Genomic DNA, 26801 nt, shown 5'->3' on the forward strand with positions numbered 1-26801 from the left:
AGACCAAACGTCCATGGCCGAACATCTGCTGTGAACAAATCTGCCTCTACTCTACTTTCCGTCCTCTATCTCCAGCGCTTCTACCTGCTCCGTCATGGAGGCATACCCCTGGAGGGTCTGGGCGATGTAAGCCAGGACGTGATCGCTCCAGCCGTAGATGTAGTAGGTGTCCTTGATTTCCGGCGGAAGCATGGCATGCCGGTACGGAGCAATGTCGACGATAAACGCTTTTGCTTCCGGGTTTATTTTCGAACGGTATTTTTGCAGCTCCAGATAAAAGGGGCTTCCGCTGTTTTGCTGCTCATCGGTTATGATGATGATCTGGTCGACCCGCTTCCGCTCCCGGATCAGCTTCCTCACGGGGGCTCCCGTATCGGTCCCCCCTCTGGCGCGGATTCGCTCCGCCTGGCTCAAGATGCTGTCGTGCCGGGAAGGCTTCGCGTCATGCACATCTGTGTCAAACAGCCAGAACAAGGAGTTCCCTTTCGTTTTTTTGAAAAGCGCCAGTGCGAATACAGAGCCTATCTGCAAATACTCCCCGTCCATCGAGCCTGAGATGTCGAGGAAGATCGCGGTATGCTCGCCCAGCTCGGGAAGATTGTCAAAGGTAAGCTCGACCGCTTCCCTGAGCGCATCGCGAAGCTCGGGATGGTCTACCTGATTGAATGCTTTTGCAAAGCGAAACGGAAGGATTTTTGCTTTTGCCAGCGCCTGGCGGTCAGTCAGCCTTTTCACCGCATAGGCGAGGCTTTCTTTGCTCTCAAACACGCCTGCCCGATCCAGCGCATTCAGATGACGCAGGAGAGCGAATGCCGGCATTTGGTGAAGCAGCGCTTCCCACACGGCCCTGGACGGCTTGATAGCCCCAGTCACCGTTTCATAAGGGAGCCTCCCTGCCTCGATCCAGTGAATCTGCTCCGCCTCCGACTCCGCTTGCTTCAATTTTTCCAATGCTTCCACCTGCGGGATCAGCGTAAGGTTCGTCTCATGTCCGCGCAAATAGCGGAACAGCGCCTGCTGCTTGTCGTCTTTCGGCTTTGGATGCGCGGTGGCGATGATATCACCGAGACTGTAGCCGCGGCCACGGCCGTTGTATTTGAGCGCCCAATACTCCGACACTCCGGCCAAAAAACGGTTGACCTGCCGCTTGACCGCCCTTCCGCCTTCCCCTCGTCCCATGCCTTGCAGGATCGTCAAAAAATCGGACAAATCGGAAGGAATACGAACGACCTGAAGAAACACCTTGGCAAACAGGTCTGGGCGGCAGCCCGACAGGACAGCCAGGCCAAACAACGGCTGCAAGCGCATAAATCCCTCGTTGCGGGCAAAAACGATTGCCTTTGCCATGAACTGCGGGTTTTGCTTGGCCATCTCATGGTGGAGCTGCTGGGCTTCATCCAAAAGCTGTTGTGTATCGGCGTAAAACGTATGTCCCAATGTATTGGTCAACAGCGTCTGCAGGTACTGCTCTTCTGCCGAACGCTTGAATGCGGGGTATCCGTCGCTGTTGTATGTAGCTGGCTTGATTCCGGAGAATACCTTTTTCGCAAAGCTCATGGGTATACCCTCCTTATGCGTAAAAAAGGAAGCGAGGAAAGAGGTGAAAAGGCACCGGCTGCCGCTCTTGGGCAACCTTTCAATACCAATCCCATATTTTTCGAAGTAGCCCTTTCAAGCGCCTCGCTTCATCTTATTTATCAAAGGGATCATTGAGGAAAAGGTTGGATAGGTACAGATTGCTCTACCAACTGAGCTATCCTGTACGTGTACAGGAGTTGGACTCGAACCAACGACCGATCGCTTAGAAGGCGAAGTAACCCATCCGAGCGCCTCAATGATCTGATCTTCGCGGGCGCCGCCGTGCGGCGTCGACCTCGCACATTCATCATCGCCTATTTTTATGCCCGCGAACATGGCAAAAGTATTACGACATGAGAGAAACTTTTCCATTTTGACCATTTTTCGCTGTTTGGTAAAATGAGAAAGGACGATTAAGCGGAAACGGGGTATTGCCATGGCGAAAGAGAGCTTTGATAAAGAAATCCAATTCCTGCGAATGCTGGTGCTTACGAGCGGCGCCTACAACCGCCAGCAATTTGCGGAGCGCCTCGGCATCTCCGTCCATACCTTTGACAAGACGCTTCGGCGGCTGAAAGAAATCGTGCAGACGATCCATGCGGAGCTTCCGGAAAAGCAGGGAACGGAATTCGCAGACATGCTCCGCTTCAGCTACTATGAGTCGTCAGACCCGATCCTGTTGTTTTTGTACAGGGCCAAGTCGCTGAAAGAATCGGAAAGCCACCGGCTGTCCCTCATCGTTGCTGCCCTTCAGGAAAAGGCGTTGACAGCTGCAGAGCTGATGGACATTTGCTGCGATGAACTGCCTGCCGATGTTTCTCTTCCCGACGAGAAAACCATTCGCTCCGATTTGAAGTATTTGGAGCAGGTCGGCGTGATCAAAAGGGAGGCTGGCGGACGGCCCTACCGCTATCGTGTATACAACGATCTGGTAGCCCAGCTTACGGACGACGAATTGCTCGATCTGTATGACTTTGTAGATGTGATGGCAAACACCCAAGTTCCTTCCGTACAGGGGTACCTGCTGCGGGACACCTTGAAGAAAGCGCTGAAGCAAAAAGAGCTTCCTCTTGCTGTCACCGATTCATTTTTGTACAAATATCACTACTACTCGCGCATTTTGGACGAGGCGCACTTGTTTCCCCTGTTCCAGGCAATCCGTCTCCGCCGGAAGGTCAGATTTCTTTACTTTTCTCCTAAAACGGGAAAAAGTTATGCTTCCCAAAATACGAATCCCCTCTTTGAAAGGGAGACAGAAGGCAGAGAAGAGCACGTCCTGCCCTTGAAGGTGGTGTATGACCATCAATATGGCCGTTGGTACCTTCTCGGGAATAACTACCGCCAGGGGATCATGAAATACAGAGTGGAAGGACTGACGCAGGTCGAGGAGAGCGAAGAGGTGCCGGAAGCGGAGTTTGCGCAAAAGCTCGCTCAACTGGAGGCGAGAACACGCTTGAGCTGGCTCGTCGACACGGGTGCGCCGGTAAAGGTCAAGGTCCGCTTTTTCAGACCGGACAAACAGCAGCCGGATTTCGTCAAGGAGCGGGTCCTGCTCCAGGGGCAATGGGGCACGATTACCGAGGAAAACGATGACTGGTTTATTTACGAGATCACGGTGAACGGGACAACGGAGATCAAGCCCTGGCTCCGCAGCTTCGGTTCGAGCTGCGAGGTTCTTGAGCCTGTGCGGCTGCGGCGGGAGTTTATTGCGGAGTGGAAGGAGATTCAGTCCTATTATGAACCTTTTCGAGAAAATCTTTAATTATCAGCTCATTTCCCGTCTGGACGAATACGGGACTTTGCCCATCACTGCCCATGAGCGATCCTGGCTGAAAGCAATGCTGGCCCACCCGTCGGCAGAAGCGGCTTTTGCCCCGGAAACGCGAACCAAATTGCAATCCCTTCTGGAGCCGGTAGAGACGGTTGCCTTCACGGAAAGCCTTGGAGAAAAGGCAAAAAGCAAGGAGCGGCACGTCTACCACCCTCTTCTCAGACTGCTTCGGCGCATTCTGGCAAAGAATCAGGGAATCCGCATGACGTACCGGACAAAAAACGGCCGGGTAAACACGGGACATAAGGGCCTTCCTTATAAGCTGGAGTATTCGATGGTCAAAAAGGAATGGTATCTGCTCTGGTATCATTTCCGCTATCAAGCCTATATGTCGACCAGGCTGCAAAGCATCGTTTCTGTCAGCGAGGAGCCGGTAGATCCAGGCGAGGCAGCTGAGATCAGAGAGAGAATCGAAGCCACTCTGGAGGCGCGCAAGGAAACGGCTGTCATCGAGGTCGTCCGTTCGTACAACCGGGAGCTGTCGAGGATATTGTACGCCTTCTCCTGTTTCGAAAAGGAAGTGGAGTATCTGGATCAGACGAATACGTACCGGATCAGGCTTACTTTTCTCGCTGACGACAGCGAATACATTTTGTCCAAGCTTCGCTTCCTGGGCAAGCGGGTCCGCGTCATGGAAGGAGAGCGTCTAAAGCAGCGAATGTATGAGTCCGCGGTCAAGGCACTTTCCCGGTACGGGATCGAATCAGTGGATCCGCTTTTCTAACAGTTGTTTACAAGTCAAACATCTGTCAGCACTAAAAAAGAGATTTGCACCATGTCGAGCCATAAAACAAATAGCCAGTTGAGACGCTCCCGCCGGGAAAGGGGGAAATGGACTCACCTGGCTTTTTTCCTTGTTCATTGTTCATTTGCATTTCTCCTTAACCGCAATCAGCGCAAGGAATCAACAGGGGGGACCTCGAAGGGTTTAGGGAAGAAATGTCGAAATAGTAAGAAATATACAACGGACAATCTGTGATGGGGATGCTAAATGAGTCTATTAAAAGAGATTATCCTGCAAATCTTCTTCGCTTTAATCCCTTTTGTCGCATTTAATATCTACTACCGCGATAAAATCAGAAACTACAGCCAGACTTTTATTCTCCTCACGAGTTCACTCTGTCTGTTTCTCGCCATGACCTTTGCATCCAATGTCGTAGACGGAGTCATCTTCGATATTCGCTACGTCATCATGTTTTTTGGACTGGTTTACGGCGGTGTCCAAACAGGCATTATCCTTCTCGTCGAATTTGTCATTTACCGGTTGTACCTAGGCGGGGAAGGAATGCCGGTCGCGATGATCATCTTGGCCTGCACCTTCTCTTTATCCCTTCTCTTTTACAAATTGTACAAAGCGAATTACCGCAGAACGTTTGTTACCTTTCTGGCGGGAATTGCCTTTTCGGTTATTCCCTTGGTGCTTACGTACTCCTTTTTTCCGAACGACGTGAAGGAGCACCTCGCCTACCACCTGATCGTCATACCGATGCAAAACTCGCTCGGCACGTGGCTCCTGCTTACTTTGTTTGGAAAATCCGTAGCAGATAAAGAAATGTTCATCAGGCACGCTCAAAACGAGAAAATCGAAACAATGAGCCATGTGGCGGCCTCCCTCGCTCACGAGGTGCGAAATCCGCTGACAGCGGTTAAAGGCTTTTTAAAACTGATTCAAGAAGACCATAAACATCTGCCCAAGCTTGAACAGTACATCAACATCTGCCTCGGCGAGGTTCAAAGGACCGAGCTCATTCTCTCGGAGTATCTCTCCATTTCCAAACCGTTGACCGCCCGCCATGAGGTAATCAACTTCTCTGAGCAGCTTTACGTGATTCGGGAGGTGATGTCTCCGTACGCCAACATGCACAATGTCGAGCTGGAGGTCCATGCTCCCGACAGTCCGGTACCTGTTCTGGCAAATCCGAAATCAAGCAGGTGCTGGTTAACTTCATTAAAAATGCGGTCGAAGCGTGCTCGGAGGTCTCCGACGCAAAAGTGATCCTCAGGCTGTCGTCCGAGGAGGACCGCGTCGTTCTGAAGATCAAAGACAACGGCATCGGCATGACTGAAAGCCAGATGAAACGGCTCGGCTCCATTTATTTTTCCACGAAGTCAAACGGTACCGGACTCGGGCTTACGTATTCCTATCAAGTGATACACGCCATGGGCGGGACGGTGACAGTGGCAAGCAAGCCTGGAGCAGGAACGAAGTTTACGCTCATTTTTCCCGAAGCCGAGCAAGTCGGTTGACCCTGATCGCACATGGGAGGGACTTCTATTTATCTACCTTCCATATATTTCGCTGTTCACTGTATGCAGCAACCGGTCCCCGGACAAACCGCGCAAAATGTTTTCCGCCGTCATCATCGCCATTTTTGTTCTCGTCGCGATGCTGGCGCTGCCAATATGCGGGGCAACCACTACATTGTCCAGCTCCAATAGCGGATGGTCCGTACTGATCGGTTCAGTCTGAAAAACGTCCAGTCCGGCCGCCCAGATCCGCTTCTCCTTCAACGCTTTATACAAGGCTTCCTCGTCCACGTTTGTGCCACGCGACGTGTTGATGAAAATCGCGCTGCGCTTCATCAGCGAAAACTCCCGCTCTCCCATCAGCCTTCGCGTGTCTTTTGTCGCCGGGGCCATCAGGATGACGTAATCCGACTCCAGCAGCAATTCTTCCAGTTCACAGTACCGGGACCCCAGCTTTGCTTCCGCCTCCGGCCTGCGGCTGCGGTTGTGATACAAAATGGACATGTCAAAGCCTTTGGCGCGTCTGGCTACCGCTTCGCCGATCCGCCCCATGCCGATGATCCCGATCGTTGCCCCCCATACGTCTTGTCCGGTCAACAGCATCGGGGACCAGCTCTTCCACCTGCCCTCCCGCACGAACCGGTCGGCCTCCGGTATGCGTCGGGCCGTTGCCATCAGCAGCGAAAACGTAAGGTCGGCGGTCGTTTCCGTCAAAACGCCAGGGGTGTGGCCGACGGGAATGCCGCGCCTGGTCGCCTCCGCCACATCAATGTTGTCATAGCCTACCGCCATCGTCGCGACCACGCGCAAGAACGGAGATGCATCGAATACCGCCCGATTGATCGAATCGGATACATTGGTGAAGATCGCTGCCGCGTCTTGTACTTCCCCCAGCAGCACGTCTTGCGGTATTTGCTCTTCCTCAGAATCCCACATGTATACCTCAGCTCGTGCTTGCAGCAGTTCAAGCGCTGGCTGGGGAATTTTTCTCGTTATCACAATTTTGTCTTTCACCGTACATTCCACCTCCGGTATGGAAAGAGACAGCAGGGTCATCTCGACTGCTGTCTCGTTTGGTGCATTATCTGCTTCCTCACTTTATACGCGCTTCGGCGCCAATTCGATCGCCTGCCGAAGCGCTTCTTTCAAACTGAGCTCATCGGCAATGCCTTTTCCGGCGATGTCAAAGGCAGTCCCGTGATCCACGCTGGTACGGATAATCGGCAGGCCGACTGTAATGTTCACGCCCGCCTCCAATCCAAGCACCTTTACCGGACCATGGCCCTGATCGTGGTACATCGCCACCACGATGTCGAAATCGCCGCGCACCGTCCGGAAAAACAGCGTATCCGCAGGCAGCGGCCCCACCGCCTGGATGCCTTCTTGCTGGGCCTTTTCCACAGCGGGAACAATTTTTTCCTCCTCCTCGCCGTAGCCGAACAAGCCGTTCTCCCCCGCATGTGGATTGATGCCGCAGACACAGATGCGCGGCTGGGCATAGCCTGCTTTTTGCAGTGTCTCATGGGCCAGCTTGATCACCTTGTAGACACGTTCTGCATTGATCTTTTTCACCGCGTCGATCAGTCCGATGTGCGTGGTCACGTGAATCACTTTCAGCTTCGGTGCGGAGAGCATCATGGAGTAATCTTCCGTCCCCGTCAATTCCGCCAAAATTTCGGTATGACCCGGATAAAGATGACCGCCCTTGTGCAATGCCTCCTTGTTTAACGGCGCCGTGCAAATCGCATCGATCAGTTTCTCATTTGCAAGCGAAATGGCCTTTTCCAGATAGCGAAAGGCAGCGTTGCCAGCCTCCGCCGAAACAACTCCGAACGGAAGATCGTGAGGCAGCAGATCCAAATCCAGACATTCGACAATGCCCGGTTCAAACGCGGCTTTCTCAATAGATGAGATCGAGCGCACGACGAGGTCCGAGCCTACGACTCCTTTGACACGCTCCAGCATTTTCGCGTCGCCGATCACGAATGGACGGCACGCATCGTAAATCGCTCGATCCCGGAGCGCCTTCATGATGATTTCCGGACCTACCCCGGCAGCATCCCCCATCGTGATCGCGATAATCGGCTTGTTGTTGATCGTCATAGCCGTTTTCCTCCGTTCTTTCAAAAGTCGCCGCTACAGCGCTTTGCGCAGAAGCTCTTCCAGGCTTTTCTGGGTTGGCACACGGGGGTTGTTGCGGATCAGCCGGTTGATGCCGAGCGATTTGCTGGCGATCTCGGCCAGATCCTCTTCTTTAATGCCGATCTGGGAAAGGCGGGTCGGCAATCCGATCGCTTCGACCAGCTTGAATACTTCCTGCCAGGCCACCTCTGCCAACTCCTTTTCCGTCTTGCCTGCCGGGTTCACCCCGAACGCCAGCGCGATTTTGGCCATTTTTTCCTGTTCCACGTCTGTGTTGTACGCCATGACATAAGGCAGGAGCAATCCGGTCACTTCACCATGCGGCGATTTGACCAAGCCGCCGATCGGATATGCCAGCGCGTGGGCAGCCGCTGTTCCCGCATTGGAGAAGGCCATGCCGGCAAGCAGGCTGCCGAGCAGCATGTTTCCGCGTGCCTCCAGATTGCTGCCTTGCTGAACCGCCAGGACGAGATTTTTCGCGATCAGTTCGATGGCTTTATACGCCAGTGCGTCGGCAAGCGGCAGCGATCCCTGGAACAGCAATTCGCCTTCCGCCCGAATGTAGCGAAAATCCTTCGCCGTATACGCTTCGATTGCATGCGAAAGCGCGTCGATGCCAGAGCAGGCAGTCACGTACGGAGGCAGGCCGACGGTCAGCTCGGGGTCGAGCAAAGCTACCGCTGGGCGCAAATAGTTGTCCGAAATGCCGATTTTCAGATTGTTTTCCAGGTCAGCCAATACGGCAACGGAAGTCACTTCCGAACCGGTCCCCGCTGTAGTCGGGATCGCGATCAATGGAGCGATGGGGCCGGGCACGCGGTGCTCGCCAAAGTAATCGGACGGATGTCCGCCATGGGCCATCAGCAGCGCTACCACTTTGGCCAAGTCGATGCTGCTCCCGCCGCCCAGACCGATAATCGCGTCCGTATCCATATGCGCCTTGGCAAATTCATAGCAATCGATCGCCGTTTGGATCGGCGGTTCCGGAACAGCCTGATCGTAAACGACCACCTGATACTGCGCTTCTTCCAACAGACGGAGCACCTTATCGGCGATCCCCGCCCCCTTGATGCCGGGGTCTGTGATCAAAAAAACATTTTTCGCTTTGATCCGCTGCAAAATCTTGTCCAGCTCGCGAATCGAGCCATTCCCGTATACGATCCGCTCTGTAGAAAAGAACTCCCATGTATGTCTCATACCCGCTTCTCTCCTCTTCCCTGTCGATTAAGACAGATTGATCACGACAACCCGCTCTTCCGTCATTTCCTCCACTGCCCAGCGCGGGCCCTCCTTGCCGATGCCACTGTCTTTCACTCCGCCGTATGGCATCACGTCAGCACGGTATGTCGATACGTCGTTGATGATGACTCCGCCGAACTCCAGTTCATGGACAGCGCGCATCGCCAGCTGCAGGTTGGCTGTAAACAGACCGACCTGCAGTCCAAGTCTGCTGTCGTTTGCCTGGCGGAACGCATCCTCGATGTCGTCGAACGGAATGATGCTGATTACCGGAGCAAATAGCTCCTGGCAGACCACTTTCATCTCAGGCGTTACATCCACCAGTACGGTCGGGTAAAGAACCGCTCCTTCCCGCTTTCCTCCGCATGCCGCTTTTGCCCCTTGTGCGATGGCTTCGCTGATCCACGCTTCTGCCCTTTTCGCCTCTTTTTCCGAAATCATCGGACCGACATCTGTCGCCGGATCGGTCGGATCCCCCACCTTGAGCGAGTGAGCGACCTTGACCGCCTGCTCCACGAAGCTGTCGTACACGTCGCGGTGCACGTAAACGCGCTGAACGGATATGCATGCTTGCCCGGCGTTCGAAAAGCCGCGTGTGACGCACAATTCGGCTGCCTTGCCAAGGTCTGGCGCATCCCGGTGGACGATGTTGGGCGAGTTGTTACCCAGCTCCAGCGTGACCCGGCGGATGCCCGTCGTACTCTTGATGTGGCGTCCCACACCAGGACTGCCTGTAAAGGTAAACATCGCGATGCGCTCGTCCTCCAGCAAATATTGACCCGTTTCCGGACCAAATCCGTTCACCACGTTGAGAAAGCCCGCCGGGAGCCCTGCTTCTTCCAGAATTTCGGCCAGCTTCATGGCGATGATCGGCGTCATTTCCGCCGGCTTCAGCACAATCGTATTGCCCGCCGCAAGAGCAGGGCCGACCTTGTGCACCGTCAGGTTGAACGGGAAGTTGAACGGAGTGATGGCTCCGATCACCCCCACCGGTACCCGAACGGTAAAGGCCATCTTGTTTTCATTTCCCGGCTGGCCGAGCGGAACGCCTTGCCCAGCGATTCGCTTCGCCTCCTCCGCAGAAGCGATCACCGTCTGAATGCCGCGATCGATCTCTCCCCGCGCGTCTTTGAGGACCTTGCCTACTTCCGCGACCAGAATCAGGGCCAGCTCCTCCCTGCGCTCTTTGATGATGTCCGCCGCGCGCATGAGAATTTCATAGCGCTCCACCGGACTCAGCTTTTTCGTATGAAAGGTATGAAGAGCACTCGTTACCGCTTTCTCCACGTCTTCCTTTGACGCTTTGCTGACACGAGCAAGCTCTTCTCCCGTATATTTGTTCATCACGGCGAACATATCATCATTTACTTGCCATTTCCCGTCAATATAGTTTCCGTACACGGTGGTGCCTTTTCCAGTCTGTGCTTGCATGGCGTACACTCCTCTCTTTTTTTGCTTGATCTTACGGATGGTGCTGCATTTTTGGCAGGTAGCCCTGATCGTCAAACTCCAGCTCCGCCAATTCTCCCACCACTTCCACATGCGGCAATTCGGCCACTTCCGGCAGCAGCGCCTCCGATACGTAGAGGTACTCCAGATGAAGTGTACTCGGAATCCGCATGATGCGAGCTTTTTCCGGCTCTACGCCCCAGTTGGCGCGCAGCGCTGCAGCTAACGCTGCCCGGTCGCTTTCGAGCACGATCGGAATGCTCGCCCGGGCAAGGAATGTGCTGGTGATGACATTCTCATTCATCGCTTTGAAGTCAAGCTTGTCAAAGAAACGCTGCGTGGTCAGATCAGCCAGGCCGATGCCAAGCCCATTGCCGTGCGACGCCTCGGAAAGATCGCTGGCGATGATGTACTTGATGCGCGGCGACTGGGGTTCAGGCGTCCCCTGAATCCGCAGCCTGCCGATGATATTCGTGTCCATTCCCGTGCCGCTGTAGTTCTTGCCCACTTCATCCACGATCAAAATGTCGATCTCTTCTGCGGGCAGCTTTGGCATCAAGGCCGCTGACTCTGCCAAAAGCTCCCGCTCCCTGGCTTCAATCTGTGCCGTCGGGATCGCTTCGATCAGCGCCGTCTGTTCAAACGCATTTTCCACGATGGCGATGCCGCAAAGAATCTTTGTACGGGCCAGCATGACCCGCGCCACTTTGGGCATGATGTCGCGGATGCCTGTCACCCCGTGACTGTGGATCAGCAAGGCTTGCTTGTGTTTTCCAAGCCCGATGGCGGCCATTTTCATCAATCCGCTTTCAATGCCGATCGGCGATTTGAAATCGGTATGCACCTTGACCCGCCCCATCAGGATGATCCCGTCCGCTGCCAGAGCGTTCTTGTCCACGTAAACCGGCATGCCCTCTTCTGTCTGGCCGATCTGCTCCACTTCCATCGAAGAACGGATCGGCGCTCCGCAAAAGGCCTCCGTTATCCCCAGGCTCTCCAGCACTTCCACCTGTCCTTTTGCCGTCGCGCCTCCATGGCTGCCCATCGTCGGCACGATGAACGGTTCAGCTCCCATCTGCCTGAGCTCGCGGACGACAGCCCGGATGATCAAATGGATGTTGGCAATGCCCCGGCTGCCCGCTGTAATGGCTACCTGCATCCCCGGCTTGACATTCTGCTTCAGCCCTGCGCTGTCGAGCTGCTTGCTGACGGTTCCGTCAATGTCCGCAACGACTGGTCCCGTGAATCGTTGTCTGATTTTGATCATTTTTGGAAAGTTCATGGTACAAATATGCGCCTCCCGCTTTGAACTTACGTCGTTATTTCAACAAGCTCGGCAACCAAGTGGAGATCGCCGGTACATAGGTGATGATCAGAATGTCGACGATCAGCATGATAAAGAACGGAATGAGCGCTTTCGTCAGCTCCTCCAGCTTGATCCCGGCGATCTGGCAGGCGACAAACAAGTTCACTCCTACCGGCGGCGTTACCATCCCCATCGCCAGATTGACGATCATGATCATGCCGAAGTGAACCGGATCAATGCCAAGCTGAACGGCGATTGGCGTCAACAGCGGCGCCAGAATGATGATTGAAGCAGACGTTTCAAAGAACATGCCGACAAAGATCAGCAGCAAATTGATCAAGGCCAGGAAGATAATCGGATTGTCGGAAAAAGCGGTAAACGCGGCGGCAATTTTTTGCGGCACCTGTTCGCGCGTCAAAATCCAACCGAACATTCCTGCCGCGGAAATGATAATCATGATGATCGACGTCGTAATTGCCGACTTGGAGAAAATCTCCACCAATTGCTTCCATTTGACTTCACGGTACACAAACACGCCGACGATCAATGCATACAGGACGGCGATCACTGCCGCTTCTGTCGGTGTAAAGAACCCCCCGTAAATTCCGCCCAGGATAATGACCGGCATCAACAGGGCAAGCAGCGCTTCTTTGAACGCTTGCCAGCGATGCGACCAGGTAATGCCCGTCTCGCCTTTGTAGCCGCGCCGCTTGGAAATGTACCAGCATACGAGAATGAGCGAGCCGCCGATCATGATCCCAGGAAGGAATCCCGCGATAAACAGATCGCCGATGGACACTCCAGCGGAAATACCGAACAAGATCATCGGAATGGACGGGGGAATAATGACCCCCAGCTCTCCGGATACAGCCTGTGTCGCTCCGGCAAAGCGGATGTCGTATCCCTTCTTCACCATCGCCGGAATCAGGATCGAGCCGATCGCAGCAGTAGTCGCCGCGCTGGAACCGGAGATCGCGGAGAAAAACATGGCCGTCACGACCGTTACAACTGCGAGGCCTCCCGTCATTCCCCCTGCCAGCGAATTGGCAAAGTTGACGAGCCTGCGGGAAATACCCCCCGACTCCATCAGCGAACCGGCGAGGATGAAGAAGGGAATCGCCATCAGCGGAAACGAATCGAGTGCGGCAAACATCCGCTGGATCAAAACGATGAGCGGCATCGATCCGTCGTTCATAAAAGCGACCGTGGAAGCAAGGCCGATAGACAGAGCGACCGGCACGCTCAAAAGGAGCAGCACCAACAGCGAAATCATCATGACAGCTGCCATCGTTATTCAGCTCCTTTGAAAAATTCGCGGTTCATTTTTCCGGTGACCACTTCGATCAGAACCGCTATCGAATTTAGCAACATGAACACTCCGCCAATCGGCAGCGATGCATACGGAATGGTCATGGGGATTTTCAAACCTGGGGAAAGCTGTTTTCCAACATGGGTAAGCATTTGAAAACCATACACGATTAAGACGACGAAAAAGACCATGGAAACGAGCAATACAATGATACGAAGCACCTTTTGCAAGTGGGCGGGAAGGCGTTCTGCGATTGCCTCCACTCCAATCAATGCACTGTAGCGAACAGCCAGAGATGTTCCAATCAATACAAGCCAAATCATTGCGTAGCGAGCGAGCTCCTCCGTCCAACGGGGGATATCGATATTGATATAACCGCTCAGCAAGCGCGCAACCACCTGGTATACGATCAATGCCGTCATCACGGCCAGAAGCAATGCAATTGCGTAACGCAACACCTTGTTTACACCGTCAATCGCTTTTACTATCGCCTGCAAAAGACTTCACCCCACCTTATGAATCGGCGGATAGGTCCCCCTATCCGCCTCCATCAATCTCCAGACCTTACTGAGTATTGCGAATTTTCTCGATCAGCTCTTTGCCGAATTGCGGTTCGTATTTTTCGTAAACGGGTTTCACCGCGTCAACAAACGGCTGCAGGTCCGGATTTTCCACGATTTCCATGCCTTTGGACTTCAGCTCGCTCAAGTACTGCTTCTCCATCTCGGCCACGGTTTCACGCTCGAATTTCCCTGCTTCCAGCGCCGCTTCTTCAATCGCCGTTTGCTGTTCTGGCGAAAGCGCATCGAATTTGGCCTGCGACATCATCAGGATCGAAGGAGAGTAGAAGTGGCGAGTCAGGGACAGGTGCTTTTGCACTTCGTAGAAACGGGAGGTCATGATAACCGGAATCGGGTTCTCTTCCGCATCAATCGTTCCTTGCTGCAGAGCCGTAAACAGCTCGGTGAAAGCCATCGGCGTCGGCTGTGCGCCCATCGCCTTGAAGGAATCCATGTGGATGTCGTTTTCCATCGTACGGATCTTGAAGCCCTTCAAATCCTCTGGCTTCGTGACCGGATGGGCGTTGTTGGTGACGTGGCGAAACCCGTTTTCCCACCAAGCAAGCGCTTTCACACCCATGCTGCTTTCAACCTTCGCCAGCAAATCGGTTCCCACTTCACCATCCAGCACTTTGTGTGCATGATCAGCGTCGCGGAACAGGAACGGCAGGTCCACAACCGTTACTTCCTGTACAAAACCGCTCATCGGACCAGTCGAAGAAAGGACCATGTCAATGGAGCCGACATTCAGACCCTCGATCATGTCGCGCTCTCCGCCAAGCGCACCGTTCGGGAAGGTTTCAATCTTGACGGAGCCATTGGTTTTGCTCTCTACCAGTTCTTTGAACTTCTCCAGACCCACCTGGTAGTGGGATGTGTCGGCCAGCGTGTGACCTACCTTCAAAGTGACTGCTTCACCCGAAGCGGCTGCTTGCTGTCCGCCGGCATTTCCGCTGTCAGCAGGTTTTGCCTCGCTGCCTCCGCCGCCACATGCGGTCAAAAGAACCATAGTCGAGACGACCAGCGTGCTAAACATTTTTTTCATTCTTCTATTCCCCCTCTATCAAAGTCGTTTTGTATATTTTTTCCACGGCATGCACCAAGGAAAAACGATTGCCAAATGCTCCTGCCTTGGTCACGACAGGCAGCTTGTCCGCCAAACCGCCGATGATGACGGAAAGCGGAATACCTTCTTCCACTTCACTTACGATTTGCAGTGCTTCTACACCCAGGTGCAGGCAGGTACGGTAGGCAATATCGCCGCCGGTGAGAACAAATCCGCTCAGCATGCGCCTGGCAAACACGCTTTTCCCCACTTCTCCCAGGAAATCCGCGATCGCGTTGCCGACTGCAAAACCGCTTTCTCCCGTGCGTTCCATCCACTCTGCAACTGCCCTTCGCATGCTTTCGGAAGAATCTGTACTCAGTACGGGCACAAGCTGATCGTCAATGCTTGATACGATCTCTGCTTCTACCCGCATCCTTTCCTGATAAGCAGTCTCTTCGTTTAATAGAGCCAGCGGATCGGCCGTCACGATGCGGAACTTCGGCAAGCCCCTCAGTACCTCAATCTGCTCCGCCGTAATAGCGCTTACACTTCCGGCAATCACGAAAACAGGAGCATCAATCGCAACGCTTTCCCCTTTGTCTGTAAATTGAAGCGGTTTCAAATTTCCTCGGGGGGCAAGCTCATTGGATAATGCATCGGCAAGCCCCGCAGAGCCCACCCACAGCACGCGCTTACCGGAAGCAACCAGTGCTTCTGTCGCCTTTTGCATATCCGACTGGTCAAAGGCGTCAAAAACGATCAGCCGCAAGCCCGCTGCATGTTGACTGTTGATTGCAGCAACCAGCCTGTCGCGATCGCCGCGAACCGTTCTTACATCGATATGTCCCACCGCCCGGCTCGTTTGTTTGCCCAAAAGAGTCGGCAGATGCGATTCATTCACAGGCGATTTTGGGTCGCGGGCGAACTCGGTGTCTTCGAGCAAAACCTGGTTGACCAAGTGATAACCGCCGATCGTCGTCCGGTTGTTGGCCGGATACGCCGGAATAATCGCCGCCAGATCGAACGGCCCGTCATCCATGAGTGCGTTGATTTCAATCCCCACATTCCCGCGCAGGGTTGAATCGATCTTCTTGTAGACGCAGGGAATGGTATGGAGATGCAAATGTGCCGCCATTTCCTTGTTTTTTGCATATGCCTCCGCCGGATCAAGCGACCTGGTCTCCGCGTTGATAATCCAGACGTCAGCTGCTTGTCCGCTTTGACGCTTTGACGGATCAAACAGCGATACAGTCCGAAAGCCTTTCTTTGCAAACTGCACACCCGTATCGTTTGCTCCGGTCAAATCGTCCGCGATAACGACTATCCTAGCCAATCAAACAATCACCTCTTTGCTGCATGGCACCCGTTCGAGCCGATCACCTCTTCAGCACCTCGCACAACTTCATGTGTTGCATAATTAAAATACACGAATTAGTTGCAAAATTCAATACTAATTTTTCGATTCTTCGATTCATTTTGCAACATTTTAAGAAAACTGATGATTCCCATAACAAAAAGCAACAAGCTATCTGCTCGTTGCTTTTTGAAGATTTCCGTCTATTCGCTTGTCGCTTGCTTTAATTTTCTCCACAGTGTCGACCGATTGATCCCCAGTCGTTTTGCTGCTTCCGACTGGTTCTGCCCCTCTTCCTGCAGCACGCGCCAGATCACTTCCCGCTCGATTTCCTCCAGTGTTTTTCCGCTGATGTCAATCCCGCTTCCCAGCGATTGGGCGTCTGCCGTTTTGCCTAGCTCGGTTACGATATGCTCCGCTTCCATCCGCTCGATGAAAGGACCTGTTGCAGCATGGCACATTTTCTCAACGGCTGATTTCAATTCCTGAATATTGCCGTACCAGTCGGCCCTCTTTAACAAATGAAGCAATTCCGGGCGCACCCCGACGATCTGTTTCCCGGATCGGGCATTGAAAGAAGCGATGAACCAGCGAACCAGGTCGTCGATGTCTTCTTTTCGCTCGCGCAACGGCGGAATCACGAGGGAAAACCCGTTGATCAGGTGAAATACATCTTCGCGGAAGCTGCCATCCTCGATACAATTCTTCAAGTTTCGGCCGTTGGCGCAAATAACCCGAACATCGACGGGTATCGGTGTTGTACCGTTGATTCGGCTCACCTTGTTTTCCTGCAGGACATTGAACAGCATCGCCTGCACAGATAGCGGCAGCTTGCCGATAGCGTCGATGAACAGGGTGCCGCCATGGGCCATTTCAAACGCCCCGCGCTTGATCAGCGCTCCTTCGCTCCCGAACAGCTCCAGAGGTAGCTGCTCCTCCGTATAGGCCTCGCAGTTGAAGAAGACAAACGGAAAGTCCTTTCGACGTCCCGCATTGTGGATCGCCTGGGCGAGACTTTGCTTGCCTGTCCCCGGTTCCCCGTAAATCACCACGGGCAATTCGGTTTGGCTTGCTTGTATCGCTATTTTCAGCGTCTCTTTCATTTTGTCCGAACCTGCCACAAGCTGGTTGAAATGCATGCTGGCCCGGTGCTCAAAGCCCGTGATGGACTGGCGAATCTGCGACTCCGCTTTCTGTATCCGGCGTGCGGATGAAATGACCGCAAACCCGCCGTCCTCTTGCTCATCTAGCAGCAGCGCTTGTTTGGTGAGCAGCGCTTTTTCACCGTTTAACGAGACTACTTCCTCTGCAGACCGCTCTCCTGTTTTCAACACGCTGTCCAAATTCAACAGCGGATGAAGCTCTTCGATCTGTTTGTCCAGCGCATGCTCAGATCTGATCCCGAACAATTCCTCTGCCTGCTGGTTAAAGACGAAGACGCGTCCCTCCCTGTCAGCGGCAACGATGCCTTCCGGAAAGCGCTGAATCACGGCCTCCATCCGCTGCCGCGCCGCTTTTTCGCGCCGGGTGTAATACGCCATATGCACTGCTTCGGAAATCGACTCTGTCACCGATTCCTTTCCCGAGGTAATCAAGATCGCCTGCAAGCCCATCCTCGTTGCCATCGAGGTGGAAATCACGTCGCCGATAATCACCTGGACGCCTTGGGCCAGAGCCAGCTTCAAGCCGTTTTCGATTTCTTCCTCCTGATCAATGGGAAAAAAGGTCAGGTTCATATCCAGCAGCGTTCCGATCGCATCGGCGCCCTGGATCGTGTTCAGGTAGCTCATCAAGCCGACTTTGCCAGTGTAGCCCTTGACCAGCGTCAAGGTCCGCAGAATATCGTAGCCGGATATTTTCACTTCCACCACCGGCAGATTGCAGTGCTTTCGGAGCAGGCGAGCGGTCGCCCCCCTGCTGATGATCACGTCATATCCGTTCTCTTCAAGGCTCTTCGCCAAGGCCAAGCCTTTGTACAGGTCGCCTACTTCCACATCCAGTTGAGCGCCGCTTGGCATGTCCTCTTTTACTTCGAGAAAAACATCGCGCATCCCCGGATACGGGGCAATTACCAGGATACGAGTCAAGAAAAACCCCTCTTTTGCGCAACATATCACCATGCTCCATGTTGCAATTTGATACATACAGTGTACAAGAATTACTTTTCCCTTTTCAATAGGGGGTGGGAAATTCTCTTGGACGAGCATTGATTTTCCGTTCAACCCCTGTAGATGAAACAGAAAAAACCTCATCGTAAAAGCCATGAGGTCCGTCTGCTCCAGATTATTTGCTCCTGTCTCGCTGGGAGAGGTAGATTCCGATGGCGATCCGGCCGACAACACTGAAGGTGAGTCCCGCTCCCGCAAAAATGTAGATCATGGTAAATATTTTTCCCTCGTTCGTTTGCGGAATAAAGCCGGCATGCCCCACTGTCGTCAGGGTTGTCACACAAAAATACAAAGCATCGAGAATGGAAAGCCCTTCCGCATTATGATAAAAAATAGTGCCAGACAGCAGCAAAAGGACGACCAGCGTAAAAATAACCTGAAAATCTTTTTCTTTGAAAGCATGCAGCAAGCCTTTCAGCATGCGTGTCAGAGTCAAAAAAAATGAAATCATGGCAGGTGCTCCATTTCCGGCTGAATTCCATTTTACACCAGCTCGTTTTGCCTAAAATTGTTCCCCCCTGTCTGCAAAAATATCCAAGGCTTTCGTGGCCTAGCAGCGCCTTCCCCGTTGGGAGTTCCCTCTGTCGGTGTCTGGGCTTCCCATTCTGGCCCGAGGGCTTCCACAATAATCATCGGAAAGGCCGAGTTCTTCGTCCCGAAAGACACTTTGCGTCGCGTAAAGGAGTACGGTCAGTTGGACTGAAGCCTTTGCCGTTGTTTAACCCTCCTGATAGCCGTACCCACCTGGACCGACAAGCAACCCTCAGAGCCGCTTGGCTGCAGGCAGATTGTAAACACCCTGACCTTTATGACCAAACGATTTTCACAGCTTGCAAAAAGAAGCACGATTCTCTCCGCAGATGCTGCGAAAAGAATCGTGCTTTTAGTGGTAAGCGATTTGGGATTCCAGCATGTAATTGAAAAACACATCGGCAAACGCTTCTGCCGTATTGTAACACTCCTCCAATGTGTTGTTCGTTCCGCCAAATTCCAAAAGCAGGCTTCCCCCGGAAATGGACTGATTGTACTCGCCATTCCCCTGGTTTGAACCTTTCAGAATAACTCCCCGCGACAAGCCGGGATACGAGGCTTCCAGACGGGCATGCAGATGTTCCGCCAGCTTCTTGTTTTCCAAATAGTTCGGATTGGCCGTCCCGATCACAAACAAGATGCGCGAATACGTCTTGCCATTCAACGTAATGGCAACCTTGCTGCGAGGCTCGTCGCTGTCGCGGTGAATATCGAAAATGTATTTCAGGTACGGACTTGTCGCAGCAGCTGCGCTTACAGCTTTGTACGATTCCGAATAGGAAAGCGAATAGCTTTTCTTTTGCTCCGCGAGCTTTTGCGCAAAGTCGTCCCGGTTCACCATCGTGGGGATGCCTCTTGTTTGCAGCAGCTCACCGAGCCTTTTTCCGACCAGTGTAATATTGATCTCGGGGTCATCCACTGAGCTGCCCTGTGTATTTCTGGCCACATTTCGCCACGACTCGCGGTTATGTGTGTGGTAGATGTAGACGGTCTCATTTCCGACCATGCCGTGGTTGTATCCGACGCCAAGGCCGTTCGTTCCATTCGCCGGCTGGCCTCCCGGCTGAATGCGATCAACGACCCAACCTGCGATATAGGCGGTCGTATTGTCGCCGCGACGGATCACATACCAGTCTCCTGCTGTCTGCACGATTGGGTATACTTCACCGGGCTGAACGGTTCCAATGACGGCGTACTCGGTTCCGGGGCCAGACCGTAAATTCGTGTCGGGATTTTTTACGCGAATCGATGCCTGAGCTTGTCCCGCCGGATTCGGAGTGCTTACCCCGGCCCCTGGAGTGCTGACCGGCTGTCCCTGTCCAGGCTGCCCTCCTGCAACAGGATTGAAAATATAGGCATAGACGCCGTTGAAGCTGATCTTGTACCAGCCATCCGCATATCCGTAATGGTTGATGGCCGTGCCGGCATTTAGCTGGCCGATCACGGGACTTAGAAAATCCGGCGCGCTAAATATTACATAGCCTTCCGACAGCATAATCGTGCCGGAGGCTTGTCCGTTGCTTGGCGTAAATGAGGATGGCGGAGCAGCCGGGACAGCAGGTGTTGTTGACGGTACAGGTGCTTCCCACGGACCAGGAGTCTGTGTCGTCAATGGCGGCTGCGTCGTCGCCTGGATTGGCGTTGGCACTGGCGGTGCTGCTGGATTCTGCGAAAAAACTGGCGGTTGCGTGGTCGCAGGATTCTGCGATAAAGCCGGTGGTTGCGTGGTCGCAGGCGGCTGCGCAGGAGCAGGTGCCGGTTTGGGGGCAGGAGCAGACGTTTCCGTTAGAAAACGTGCATTGACCCAGCCGCTCACTTTGTCAGACAGCTTGATCTGTGCCCAATCTCCCTGCTTTTTGGTTTGCAAATAGACGCCGGTTTTGTCGATGATTTGCAAAATTTGTGCCGTCGCATTCGGTTCGGCCCGAACATTCAGCATGTCTACATTGCTCTTAACATATTTCGGTTGCTGAATTTCAATCATTTTGACGTATTTATTGATGACCCAGCCTGTCTTCCCATCCGTGAGCTTCACCTGTGTCCAGTCTTTCTGCTGCTTGATGATCGGCAGCCGTGTAGCTTTGGTGATGGTTCCGACGATTTGGGAGGTTGTACCCGGAGAACTGCGAATATTCAGCTGATCAACAGCTACCTCGATATGGGTAGCCGCCCGCACCCAAGATGGCGGCAGCAGCAAAAACAAAAAACAACTGGCGATCAAAGCGACTTTTAATCGTGCATGCAACAATCTCGTTCCCCTCTGTTCGAGTATTCGGCATTGGAAAATCTATCCTAATGATTAGATTTTCTAGATTCATCTACATTTTCCTTCACCGTGCGACATTTTTTGTCTGTAAAATGAAACGGAAATGTTGAACGGAAATCAATAAAAAAATGGGTACAAACGATCCCGGCTTCGTTCCCTGATAAAAATGAAGTTTCTTGTCACACTTTCTGCTTCAGCCGGATCAATCTTGGTAGGAACAATAAATGAGGTGAAACAATTGAACGACTTGGAAGCCCTGCCGATCACGCTCACGAGAAGCCGGGAAGCGACCCTCAGATGGCTGATGCAGCAATACGGGGAAAAGGTGTACCATCTGCTCTGCCTGACGGTCAAAAACCACGCGGTTGCGGAGGACATCACACAGGAAGTATTTATCAAAGCGTATCGCGCACTGGATTCCTTTCGCGGCGAAGGCGACATCAAGCACTGGCTGTTCAAGATTGCCATGAATGAAGCGAAAAAGCACTTTCGCTCCTGGTCATTCCGCCATATTTGGACGGTGGTGGATGAGCGTCTGGGCAGCATGCTGGATCAGGACGCCAAAGACAGCGTCGAGGAGGAAGTGGAAGACAGGCTGCATCGGGAAGACATTTTTCAAGTGGTCATGTCTCTTGCCCCCAAGTATCGGCAGGTCGTCATCTTGCACTACTACGAGGATTTGACGATCAAGGAGCTTGCCCACATCCTGGGCGTGTCGCAGGAGGTTGTCCGGACCAGATTGAGCCGGGCGCGAAAGCAGTTGAGAAAGATCATGTCCGAGGAGGCCGGAAGATGAAGGAAGATCGTGTATGGAGAGAATTTGCCGAATCAGCCAAGCAGGAGCTTCGTCAAAAATATCCGTTCCGCCTGTCCGAGCTGGAAGCCAAAGTGATGGATAAAGTGGAAAAGCGAAACCGGCAGTTCCGGTGGAAAACAGCTGCTTGGATGACCGGAGCCGCCGTTTCCTGTGCGCTGGTAATAGCCGTGTGGAATCCACTTGGCCTTGGAGGCCTATTCGTAAAAAACAACGCGATCCAGTCAACGGCGAAATTCGAATGGCTGGCCCCTGACGAAGGTTTTGCCAATGCCCTTAGAAACGGCTACCCCATTTTGCATTCGGTAAAAAAAGAGCAAAACGGTTATACCGTTGAGGTCAAGGAAGCGATGATCGACCACCGCAGGGTCATCTTCACGATGCTGATCTCGGGGAAAATCATCGACGACGTCGCAAGCGAAAATGATGAAGAGAAAAAAGCGGATTTCGTTTTTGCAAAACTGACTACCGCTATTGGAAAAATCGGGAAAACAGGTGGCACGTCCTACGAATGGAAGCAAATCGACGGTACCCACTATCTTATTTTCAAGTCGAGATACATGATGGATGACGACGACATGGATGCGCTTTTGAAACAGCCAAACCCGGCTCTGCCCATCCAGCTCGTGAAACAATCCCACAATGGCGAAGAGGTGCTCGTGGAAGTCCCCCTGCCCTTGCCGGAGGAAGTCGTCTCGGCAAAGAAAAGCATTCAGCCGACAGCTACGAACAACCAGCCCCAGCTCGGGAAACAGGACCTGCTTCGCGAACTCGCCATGAAAGAAATAGAAATGACGCCGACCCTTACGCGGGTACATCTGCAGGCAAAAACGAAGGAAGGCTTTGAACTCCAAAGCTTGATCAATCCCCGTCTGGTGGATGACCAGGGAAGGGAGTACAAGCCGGCAACTGACGGCAACCCCATTCAGGGGTATAGACATATGGCTGACTCCTTCTATCTGGATATGATTCCTTCCCTGTACTATGGCGATGTTCCGCAAAAGCTGTCTCTGAAGTTTGATGGTGCAACCGTTTCAACAATGAAAACAGGCCATTTTACGCTGGAGCGAAGCGGGCAATTCCCGCTGGAAGCGCCGTTTGGAAACAAGACCGGCCGAATCCTCCAGGCTTACTACAAAGATCAAAAGCTGCATGTGCTGCTGCCAGGAGAGGCATTGTCGGAAGAAACCGTATTGAAAGTAGACGGCTTGAATTACGACAATGAAATTTTTCAAAACGGCTCCTTCATTCGCACATATTCTGTTCCGAAAAAGGATGCTTACCAGGTCGACACGGAGAGAATCGACTTTCAGGAAATCAAGATGGATGGGCTTGTTCCCATCATTGACGGCAAATAAGCTATACGAGTTCGCTAGGCTTTGGGGACGGCCAGACTGCCCATGTCACCGCCAGACGGAAGCTGACACTCTCGAAAGTGTCAGCTTTTTTCTTAGGTCCAGTTTGTATCCTTATTTCCTTTTTTGTAAAATAATAAAAAAACAGTGAGTTAACGCAAGTAAATACATCGCGGTCTGCTAAACGGGGTCGCTTCCCTATCTAATCCAAACAGGATGATTCGTACCTGATTCCCGCAAAAATAGGAGGATTCATGCAAATTTTAAAAATGCTGATGGTTCTTTTTGGGGCCGTTGCGATCTATTCGCTGGCAAGTGCTACAACAGGCCATTCGTTGGACAGCGGACTGGCGGCCATTGCCTGGATTTTATCGTTAATTGCATCTGTGCAGCTCGTAAGAATGTTCACGGATGGCAAGGACAGGTAAGGCTATTTGTACGGCTACCCCTCTCCTATTAAAATACTGAAGCACCTACTCTAATCCGACTACACTTCCCTCTATCCCCCATTGCAGAAAAAGACCAATGAGTCCCACCGTTTCAAGCCGTTTCAAAATCCGAGGCACTAGAGGCCATCTGGCTGTTTCTCATACTTCTATCTTTTATCCTTCCGGTTCCCTATTAATGAAAAAACGAGTCCGGCGCAATACCGGACTCGGAAGACTTGATCGGGATTATTTGCGTTGCCAGTTCGTTTACCGCTGAACCACTCGCTGATCCTCGTCTACACCGCGTACATCGTCGGCCAGAAGTACTCCACACCTTCCGAATACAAGAATGCCTGGAACTTTTGCAGCTCCGCAGGCGTATTGCGGACAGCCCGAGGGGTCAGGCCGTATTCGAGGCAGTATGCCGCCAAATATCCGGCAGCCTCGCCGACGTTCCACTCCACCGGATGAAGCCGGAAGCAGCCATTGGTGATGTGGGTGACGCCGAGGTTCTTCGCTGCAGGCAAAAGGTTGTTCACGCGCACCGGGATGAGGCTGCCCAGCGGAATTTGGAATGGATAGGTGGAGACATCGACGTAATTGCGGTTTGCGGTACTCGGATGCAAATCGATGCGATAGCTCCCCACACCGACGGAATCATGGAATGGTTCCGCCTTCCCCGTTTGACGGCATGCCGCGCTGACATGCTGCTCAAGTACAGTGAATTCAGCCTTGATCCGCCGGGATTCGCGAATATACGGGTACATGGCAAGCCCGTCCTCTGTTCCGACGACATCCTTGCGGAGACGCAGCCCGGGGTATCCTTGTCCTCCATCCGGTCGAGGAGCCTCCGTCTGCATCCAGTACAGAAGCGACATGCTCAGTTGCTTAGCCATGTAAAGGTGGCGCTGCCGCTCTTCTTCCGGTACATCAATGATAGAGCCCAGCCAGTAGTCATTTTGCGGCCAGTTGACGAGGGAAACCCCGCTTTTGTACAAGCCGTCCCGGAAAATTTTGGGGTCTGCTACCCGGCGATACGTGAATAACGGAAAATACTCGGTTCCCGGAAACAGCTCATATCGTACAGCTTGCGTGGTGTCTCGCGGATTGGAGCCTGTCCAGCTAAGCAGCTTGTCCGGCCAGAAATCCGGTTTGTAGCTTCTCCAGAAGCCGTAGGTTTCCGGCCTTTCAATCGTATGGTCTTCACCCTCCAGATAATCCATGGCGAAGCAGTACGTAAATGCCTGAATATCGTTTGGCTGCGGCGGACCGACGACGGCGTTTGGCTCGCCTGTCTCCTCCACCGATTCTGCTCCGAGCACATATTCCACGCCTGCCAGAGGAAGCACGTCGCCGCATTCGGTAGCGTCCAGGAAATAGGGAGCCGCGAGTTCGATCTGCTCATGATGCCTTGTATCTTCTACAACGATGGACAGCACCTCATCGCCGTCCACACAGACGGAATGAAGCTTGTGGTTGGTCAGAACAGTCAATCTCCCGCTGTTTATATACGGAGCGAGCATCTGATAAAAAACAGCCAGAGCGACCCGCGGCTCGTGGCAGAGACGGCTGACGGAGCCATTGCCGGGATTCAGATTGGGAATTGCTCTCGCCTCGGCCGTCATCGGATAGTGATTGCGGTAATAATCGCGGACACTGTTGCGGAATGTGCGATAGCTGCGCGTACAGCCAAACTGTTCAATCCAGGGATGCTCATCCGGCGGCACTGCTTGACTGGTAAATTGGCCGCCAATCCATTCCGTTTCCTCCGTCATAATGACTGATTTTCCTGATTTGGCTGCGGCCAGAGCTGCTGCACATCCGCCTGTTCCCCCGCCAATAATCACAACATCGGCATGAAGCTCTCTCATTCTCTCTCCCTCGCTTTCTCCAGTTTTTGGGTATCTCTACTTATAGTTACGATTAATTGGCAAAAAATGTTTCAATAAATATAAAATTTCCTTTTTTATCTTCTTCGAGAAATACGAAAAAACCCCCGGGCTACCCCGAGGGCCGTTGATGGCTGCTCCCTGATTTTGCTAAATATTTCCACTCGCCACATTGGATACTCCAGCACGCTTGCCCTCTTCGACGATGATTCGGAAATAATACAAACCGGAAGCACGATCGGGCAGCCGGATGTTCAGGTAGCTTGTTGTGGACGTAACAGGTCTGTCTGGCTCTGCATCTACCCATGTATCCTGGTCTGTAGAGTACTGAAAGGCAACCGAGGCAGCACCGGCAGGCTCCGCAAAGGTTAAAAAGACAACTACGGAACCGTCTGCGCGTTTTGTTACGCCAAAGACATGCAAATTTGAAATGGGCGCTGGTTCTTCGCTATTCTCGACTTATCTCCTTCTTCTTGCGAGGAGCTTCGTTCGAGCCTACACCGTGCGGGCGACTTTCATCGCACACGGCGTTCCATCAACGGAAAAGAAGACTTTACAACGGGCAAGCCTAGCTTAGACCAGCTTCAAAAGGATGTCTGCTATCGAAAGTTAATTTTCTCTGATGGAACGACCTTTTTCCAGTCCTTACACGTTTACAGGCAATTCGCTATTTCAATATGCCCAAATACTCTTTCCAAGGCCCCACGTCCGTTCTGTACCTTTCAGCCATTACCCGTACGATTTGCGCTATATGTGTCAAATCGTGAACAACCCACGTAGACAGCAGTTCTCGGACCTTCACTGTACCGAATGCAGGGTGAGAGCCAGTCACCTCAAGATGCGCTTCCGGTTCAACAAGCTCCTTTAGTTTGGCGATATTTTGCATTCGGATCATTGTAAATTCCAGCAGCTTTTGTTCAATCGATCGTTCAAGCTTTTCATTCAAGTGCGAATAACGGTCAAACGGGGGAAACGGTTTCCCCTCTCCTTCCTGAAGCATAAATTCCAGTCTCGGTATCCAATTGTGTTTTTCTCCTTCTATCAGATGCTCAATCACTTCGGAGACATTCCAGGTTCCTTCGCCTTCATTGCATTGCAGCCATCCATTGGATACACCGGACAAGAAATGCTCCAAAGCCTGTGGCGTTCGCTCAAGAATTTCAATGGCTTCCTTCAGTTGAAAATTCATAGACTTGCTCCTTTCTTTGCTTTCTGTCGAAGACTCTCCTTTCATCACGCGACTGCTCATGTCGTTTGTCGCTGTTACTAATGGAGGAACAATGTTTG

General features: G+C 52.8%; 20 protein-coding genes and 1 pseudogene. 6 read left to right on the forward strand and 15 right to left on the reverse strand.

The window, feature by feature from the left end:
- Window positions 1-51: 51 nt before the first annotated feature.
- Complete coding sequence (locus NST37_RS16960; RefSeq protein WP_122958220.1) at window positions 52-1557, reverse strand: TROVE domain-containing protein; 1506 nt, start codon at window positions 1555-1557, stop codon at window positions 52-54.
- 457 nt (window positions 1558-2014) lie between these two features.
- Here NST37_RS16960 and NST37_RS16965 point away from each other — a divergent pair, with 457 nt between their 5' ends.
- The 3 genes and pseudogenes from NST37_RS16965 to NST37_RS16975 all read left to right on the forward strand — a co-directional run bounded on the left by NST37_RS16965 (window position 2015) and on the right by NST37_RS16975 (window position 5656).
- On the forward strand, window positions 2015-3340 hold the full coding sequence (locus tag NST37_RS16965; RefSeq protein ID WP_003386435.1) for a WYL domain-containing protein: 1326 nt from the start codon (window positions 2015-2017) through the stop codon (window positions 3338-3340).
- Window positions 3315-4133 (forward strand): WYL domain-containing protein, encoded by an 819-nt coding sequence (locus tag NST37_RS16970; RefSeq protein WP_024985643.1) that lies wholly within the window; start codon window positions 3315-3317, stop codon window positions 4131-4133. The genes NST37_RS16965 and NST37_RS16970 overlap by 26 nt, the downstream gene beginning before the upstream one ends.
- 267 nt (window positions 4134-4400) lie before the next feature.
- Window positions 4401-5656, forward strand: a pseudogene (locus tag NST37_RS16975) (HAMP domain-containing sensor histidine kinase).
- A 33-nt stretch (window positions 5657-5689) separates the two neighbouring features.
- Here the strand turns inward: NST37_RS16975 and NST37_RS16980 are convergent.
- The 12 genes from NST37_RS16980 to spoIIP all read right to left on the reverse strand — a co-directional run bounded on the left by NST37_RS16980 (window position 5690) and on the right by spoIIP (window position 21007).
- The gene (locus NST37_RS16980) at window positions 5690-6670 is read right to left on the reverse strand and encodes a D-glycerate dehydrogenase (protein WP_327985538.1); all 981 of its coding nucleotides are present in this window, start codon (window positions 6668-6670) and stop codon (window positions 5690-5692) included.
- 84 nt (window positions 6671-6754) lie between these two features.
- Window positions 6755-7759 carry a 4-hydroxythreonine-4-phosphate dehydrogenase PdxA gene (pdxA, locus tag NST37_RS16985; protein ID WP_031932757.1) on the reverse strand — a complete coding sequence of 335 codons (1005 nt, stop codon included), beginning with the start codon at window positions 7757-7759 and terminating at the stop codon, window positions 6755-6757.
- Between the two features lie 33 nt (window positions 7760-7792).
- Window positions 7793-8995, reverse strand: a complete 1203-nt coding sequence (locus NST37_RS16990) for a hydroxyacid-oxoacid transhydrogenase (protein ID WP_003386440.1) — start codon at window positions 8993-8995, stop codon at window positions 7793-7795.
- Between the two features lie 27 nt (window positions 8996-9022).
- Entirely contained in the window at window positions 9023-10468 is a 1446-nt protein-coding gene (locus tag NST37_RS16995; RefSeq protein WP_339185583.1) for an aldehyde dehydrogenase family protein, read from the reverse strand.
- 31 nt (window positions 10469-10499) lie between these two features.
- Window positions 10500-11768, reverse strand: coding sequence for a lactate racemase domain-containing protein (locus tag NST37_RS17000; RefSeq protein ID WP_003386443.1), 1269 nt, complete (start codon window positions 11766-11768; stop codon window positions 10500-10502).
- Between the two features lie 37 nt (window positions 11769-11805).
- The gene (locus NST37_RS17005; protein WP_003386444.1) at window positions 11806-13080 is read right to left on the reverse strand and encodes a TRAP transporter large permease; all 1275 of its coding nucleotides are present in this window, start codon (window positions 13078-13080) and stop codon (window positions 11806-11808) included.
- A 2-nt stretch (window positions 13081-13082) separates the two neighbouring features.
- Window positions 13083-13598 (reverse strand): TRAP transporter small permease, encoded by a 516-nt coding sequence (locus NST37_RS17010; protein ID WP_339185584.1) that lies wholly within the window; start codon window positions 13596-13598, stop codon window positions 13083-13085.
- Between the two features lie 67 nt (window positions 13599-13665).
- Window positions 13666-14706 (reverse strand): TRAP transporter substrate-binding protein, encoded by a 1041-nt coding sequence (locus NST37_RS17015; RefSeq protein ID WP_339185585.1) that lies wholly within the window; start codon window positions 14704-14706, stop codon window positions 13666-13668.
- A gap of 4 nt (window positions 14707-14710) precedes the next feature.
- Window positions 14711-16042 carry a four-carbon acid sugar kinase family protein gene (locus NST37_RS17020; RefSeq protein WP_003386447.1) on the reverse strand — a complete coding sequence of 444 codons (1332 nt, stop codon included), beginning with the start codon at window positions 16040-16042 and terminating at the stop codon, window positions 14711-14713.
- A gap of 224 nt (window positions 16043-16266) precedes the next feature.
- A complete protein-coding gene (locus NST37_RS17025; protein WP_024985648.1) occupies window positions 16267-18150 on the reverse strand; it encodes a sigma-54-dependent Fis family transcriptional regulator in 1884 nt (627 codons plus the stop codon).
- Between the two features lie 196 nt (window positions 18151-18346).
- Window positions 18347-18682, reverse strand: a complete 336-nt coding sequence (locus NST37_RS17030) for a potassium channel family protein (protein ID WP_003386449.1) — start codon at window positions 18680-18682, stop codon at window positions 18347-18349.
- 432 nt (window positions 18683-19114) lie between these two features.
- Window positions 19115-21007, reverse strand: coding sequence for a stage II sporulation protein P (gene spoIIP / locus NST37_RS17035; protein ID WP_327955520.1), 1893 nt, complete (start codon window positions 21005-21007; stop codon window positions 19115-19117).
- A 250-nt stretch (window positions 21008-21257) separates the two neighbouring features.
- Between spoIIP and NST37_RS17040 the strand changes: the two genes are divergently transcribed.
- The 3 genes from NST37_RS17040 (at window position 21258) to NST37_RS17050 (ending at window position 23625) form a co-directional block, all read left to right on the forward strand.
- Entirely contained in the window at window positions 21258-21824 is a 567-nt protein-coding gene (locus NST37_RS17040) for a sigma-70 family RNA polymerase sigma factor (RefSeq protein WP_238986221.1), read from the forward strand.
- Complete coding sequence (locus tag NST37_RS17045) at window positions 21821-23200, forward strand: DUF4179 domain-containing protein (RefSeq protein ID WP_339185586.1); 1380 nt, start codon at window positions 21821-21823, stop codon at window positions 23198-23200. Before NST37_RS17040 ends, NST37_RS17045 begins: the two co-directional genes overlap by 4 nt.
- 251 nt (window positions 23201-23451) lie before the next feature.
- Window positions 23452-23625, forward strand: a complete 174-nt coding sequence (locus NST37_RS17050) for a hypothetical protein (protein WP_155808082.1) — start codon at window positions 23452-23454, stop codon at window positions 23623-23625.
- A gap of 296 nt (window positions 23626-23921) precedes the next feature.
- On the opposite strand, the gene NST37_RS17055 is transcribed toward NST37_RS17050, so the two are convergent.
- Entirely contained in the window at window positions 23922-25496 is a 1575-nt protein-coding gene (locus NST37_RS17055; protein ID WP_024985652.1) for an FAD-dependent oxidoreductase, read from the reverse strand.
- Window positions 25497-26181: 685 nt separating this feature from the next.
- Window positions 26182-26703 carry a DinB family protein gene (locus tag NST37_RS17060; RefSeq protein ID WP_031932748.1) on the reverse strand — a complete coding sequence of 174 codons (522 nt, stop codon included), beginning with the start codon at window positions 26701-26703 and terminating at the stop codon, window positions 26182-26184.
- Window positions 26704-26801 lie beyond the last annotated feature (98 nt).

It is taken from the genome of Brevibacillus sp. FSL K6-6036, assembly GCF_037964015.1.
Classification (GTDB): Bacteria; Bacillota; Bacilli; order Brevibacillales; family Brevibacillaceae; genus Brevibacillus; species Brevibacillus borstelensis.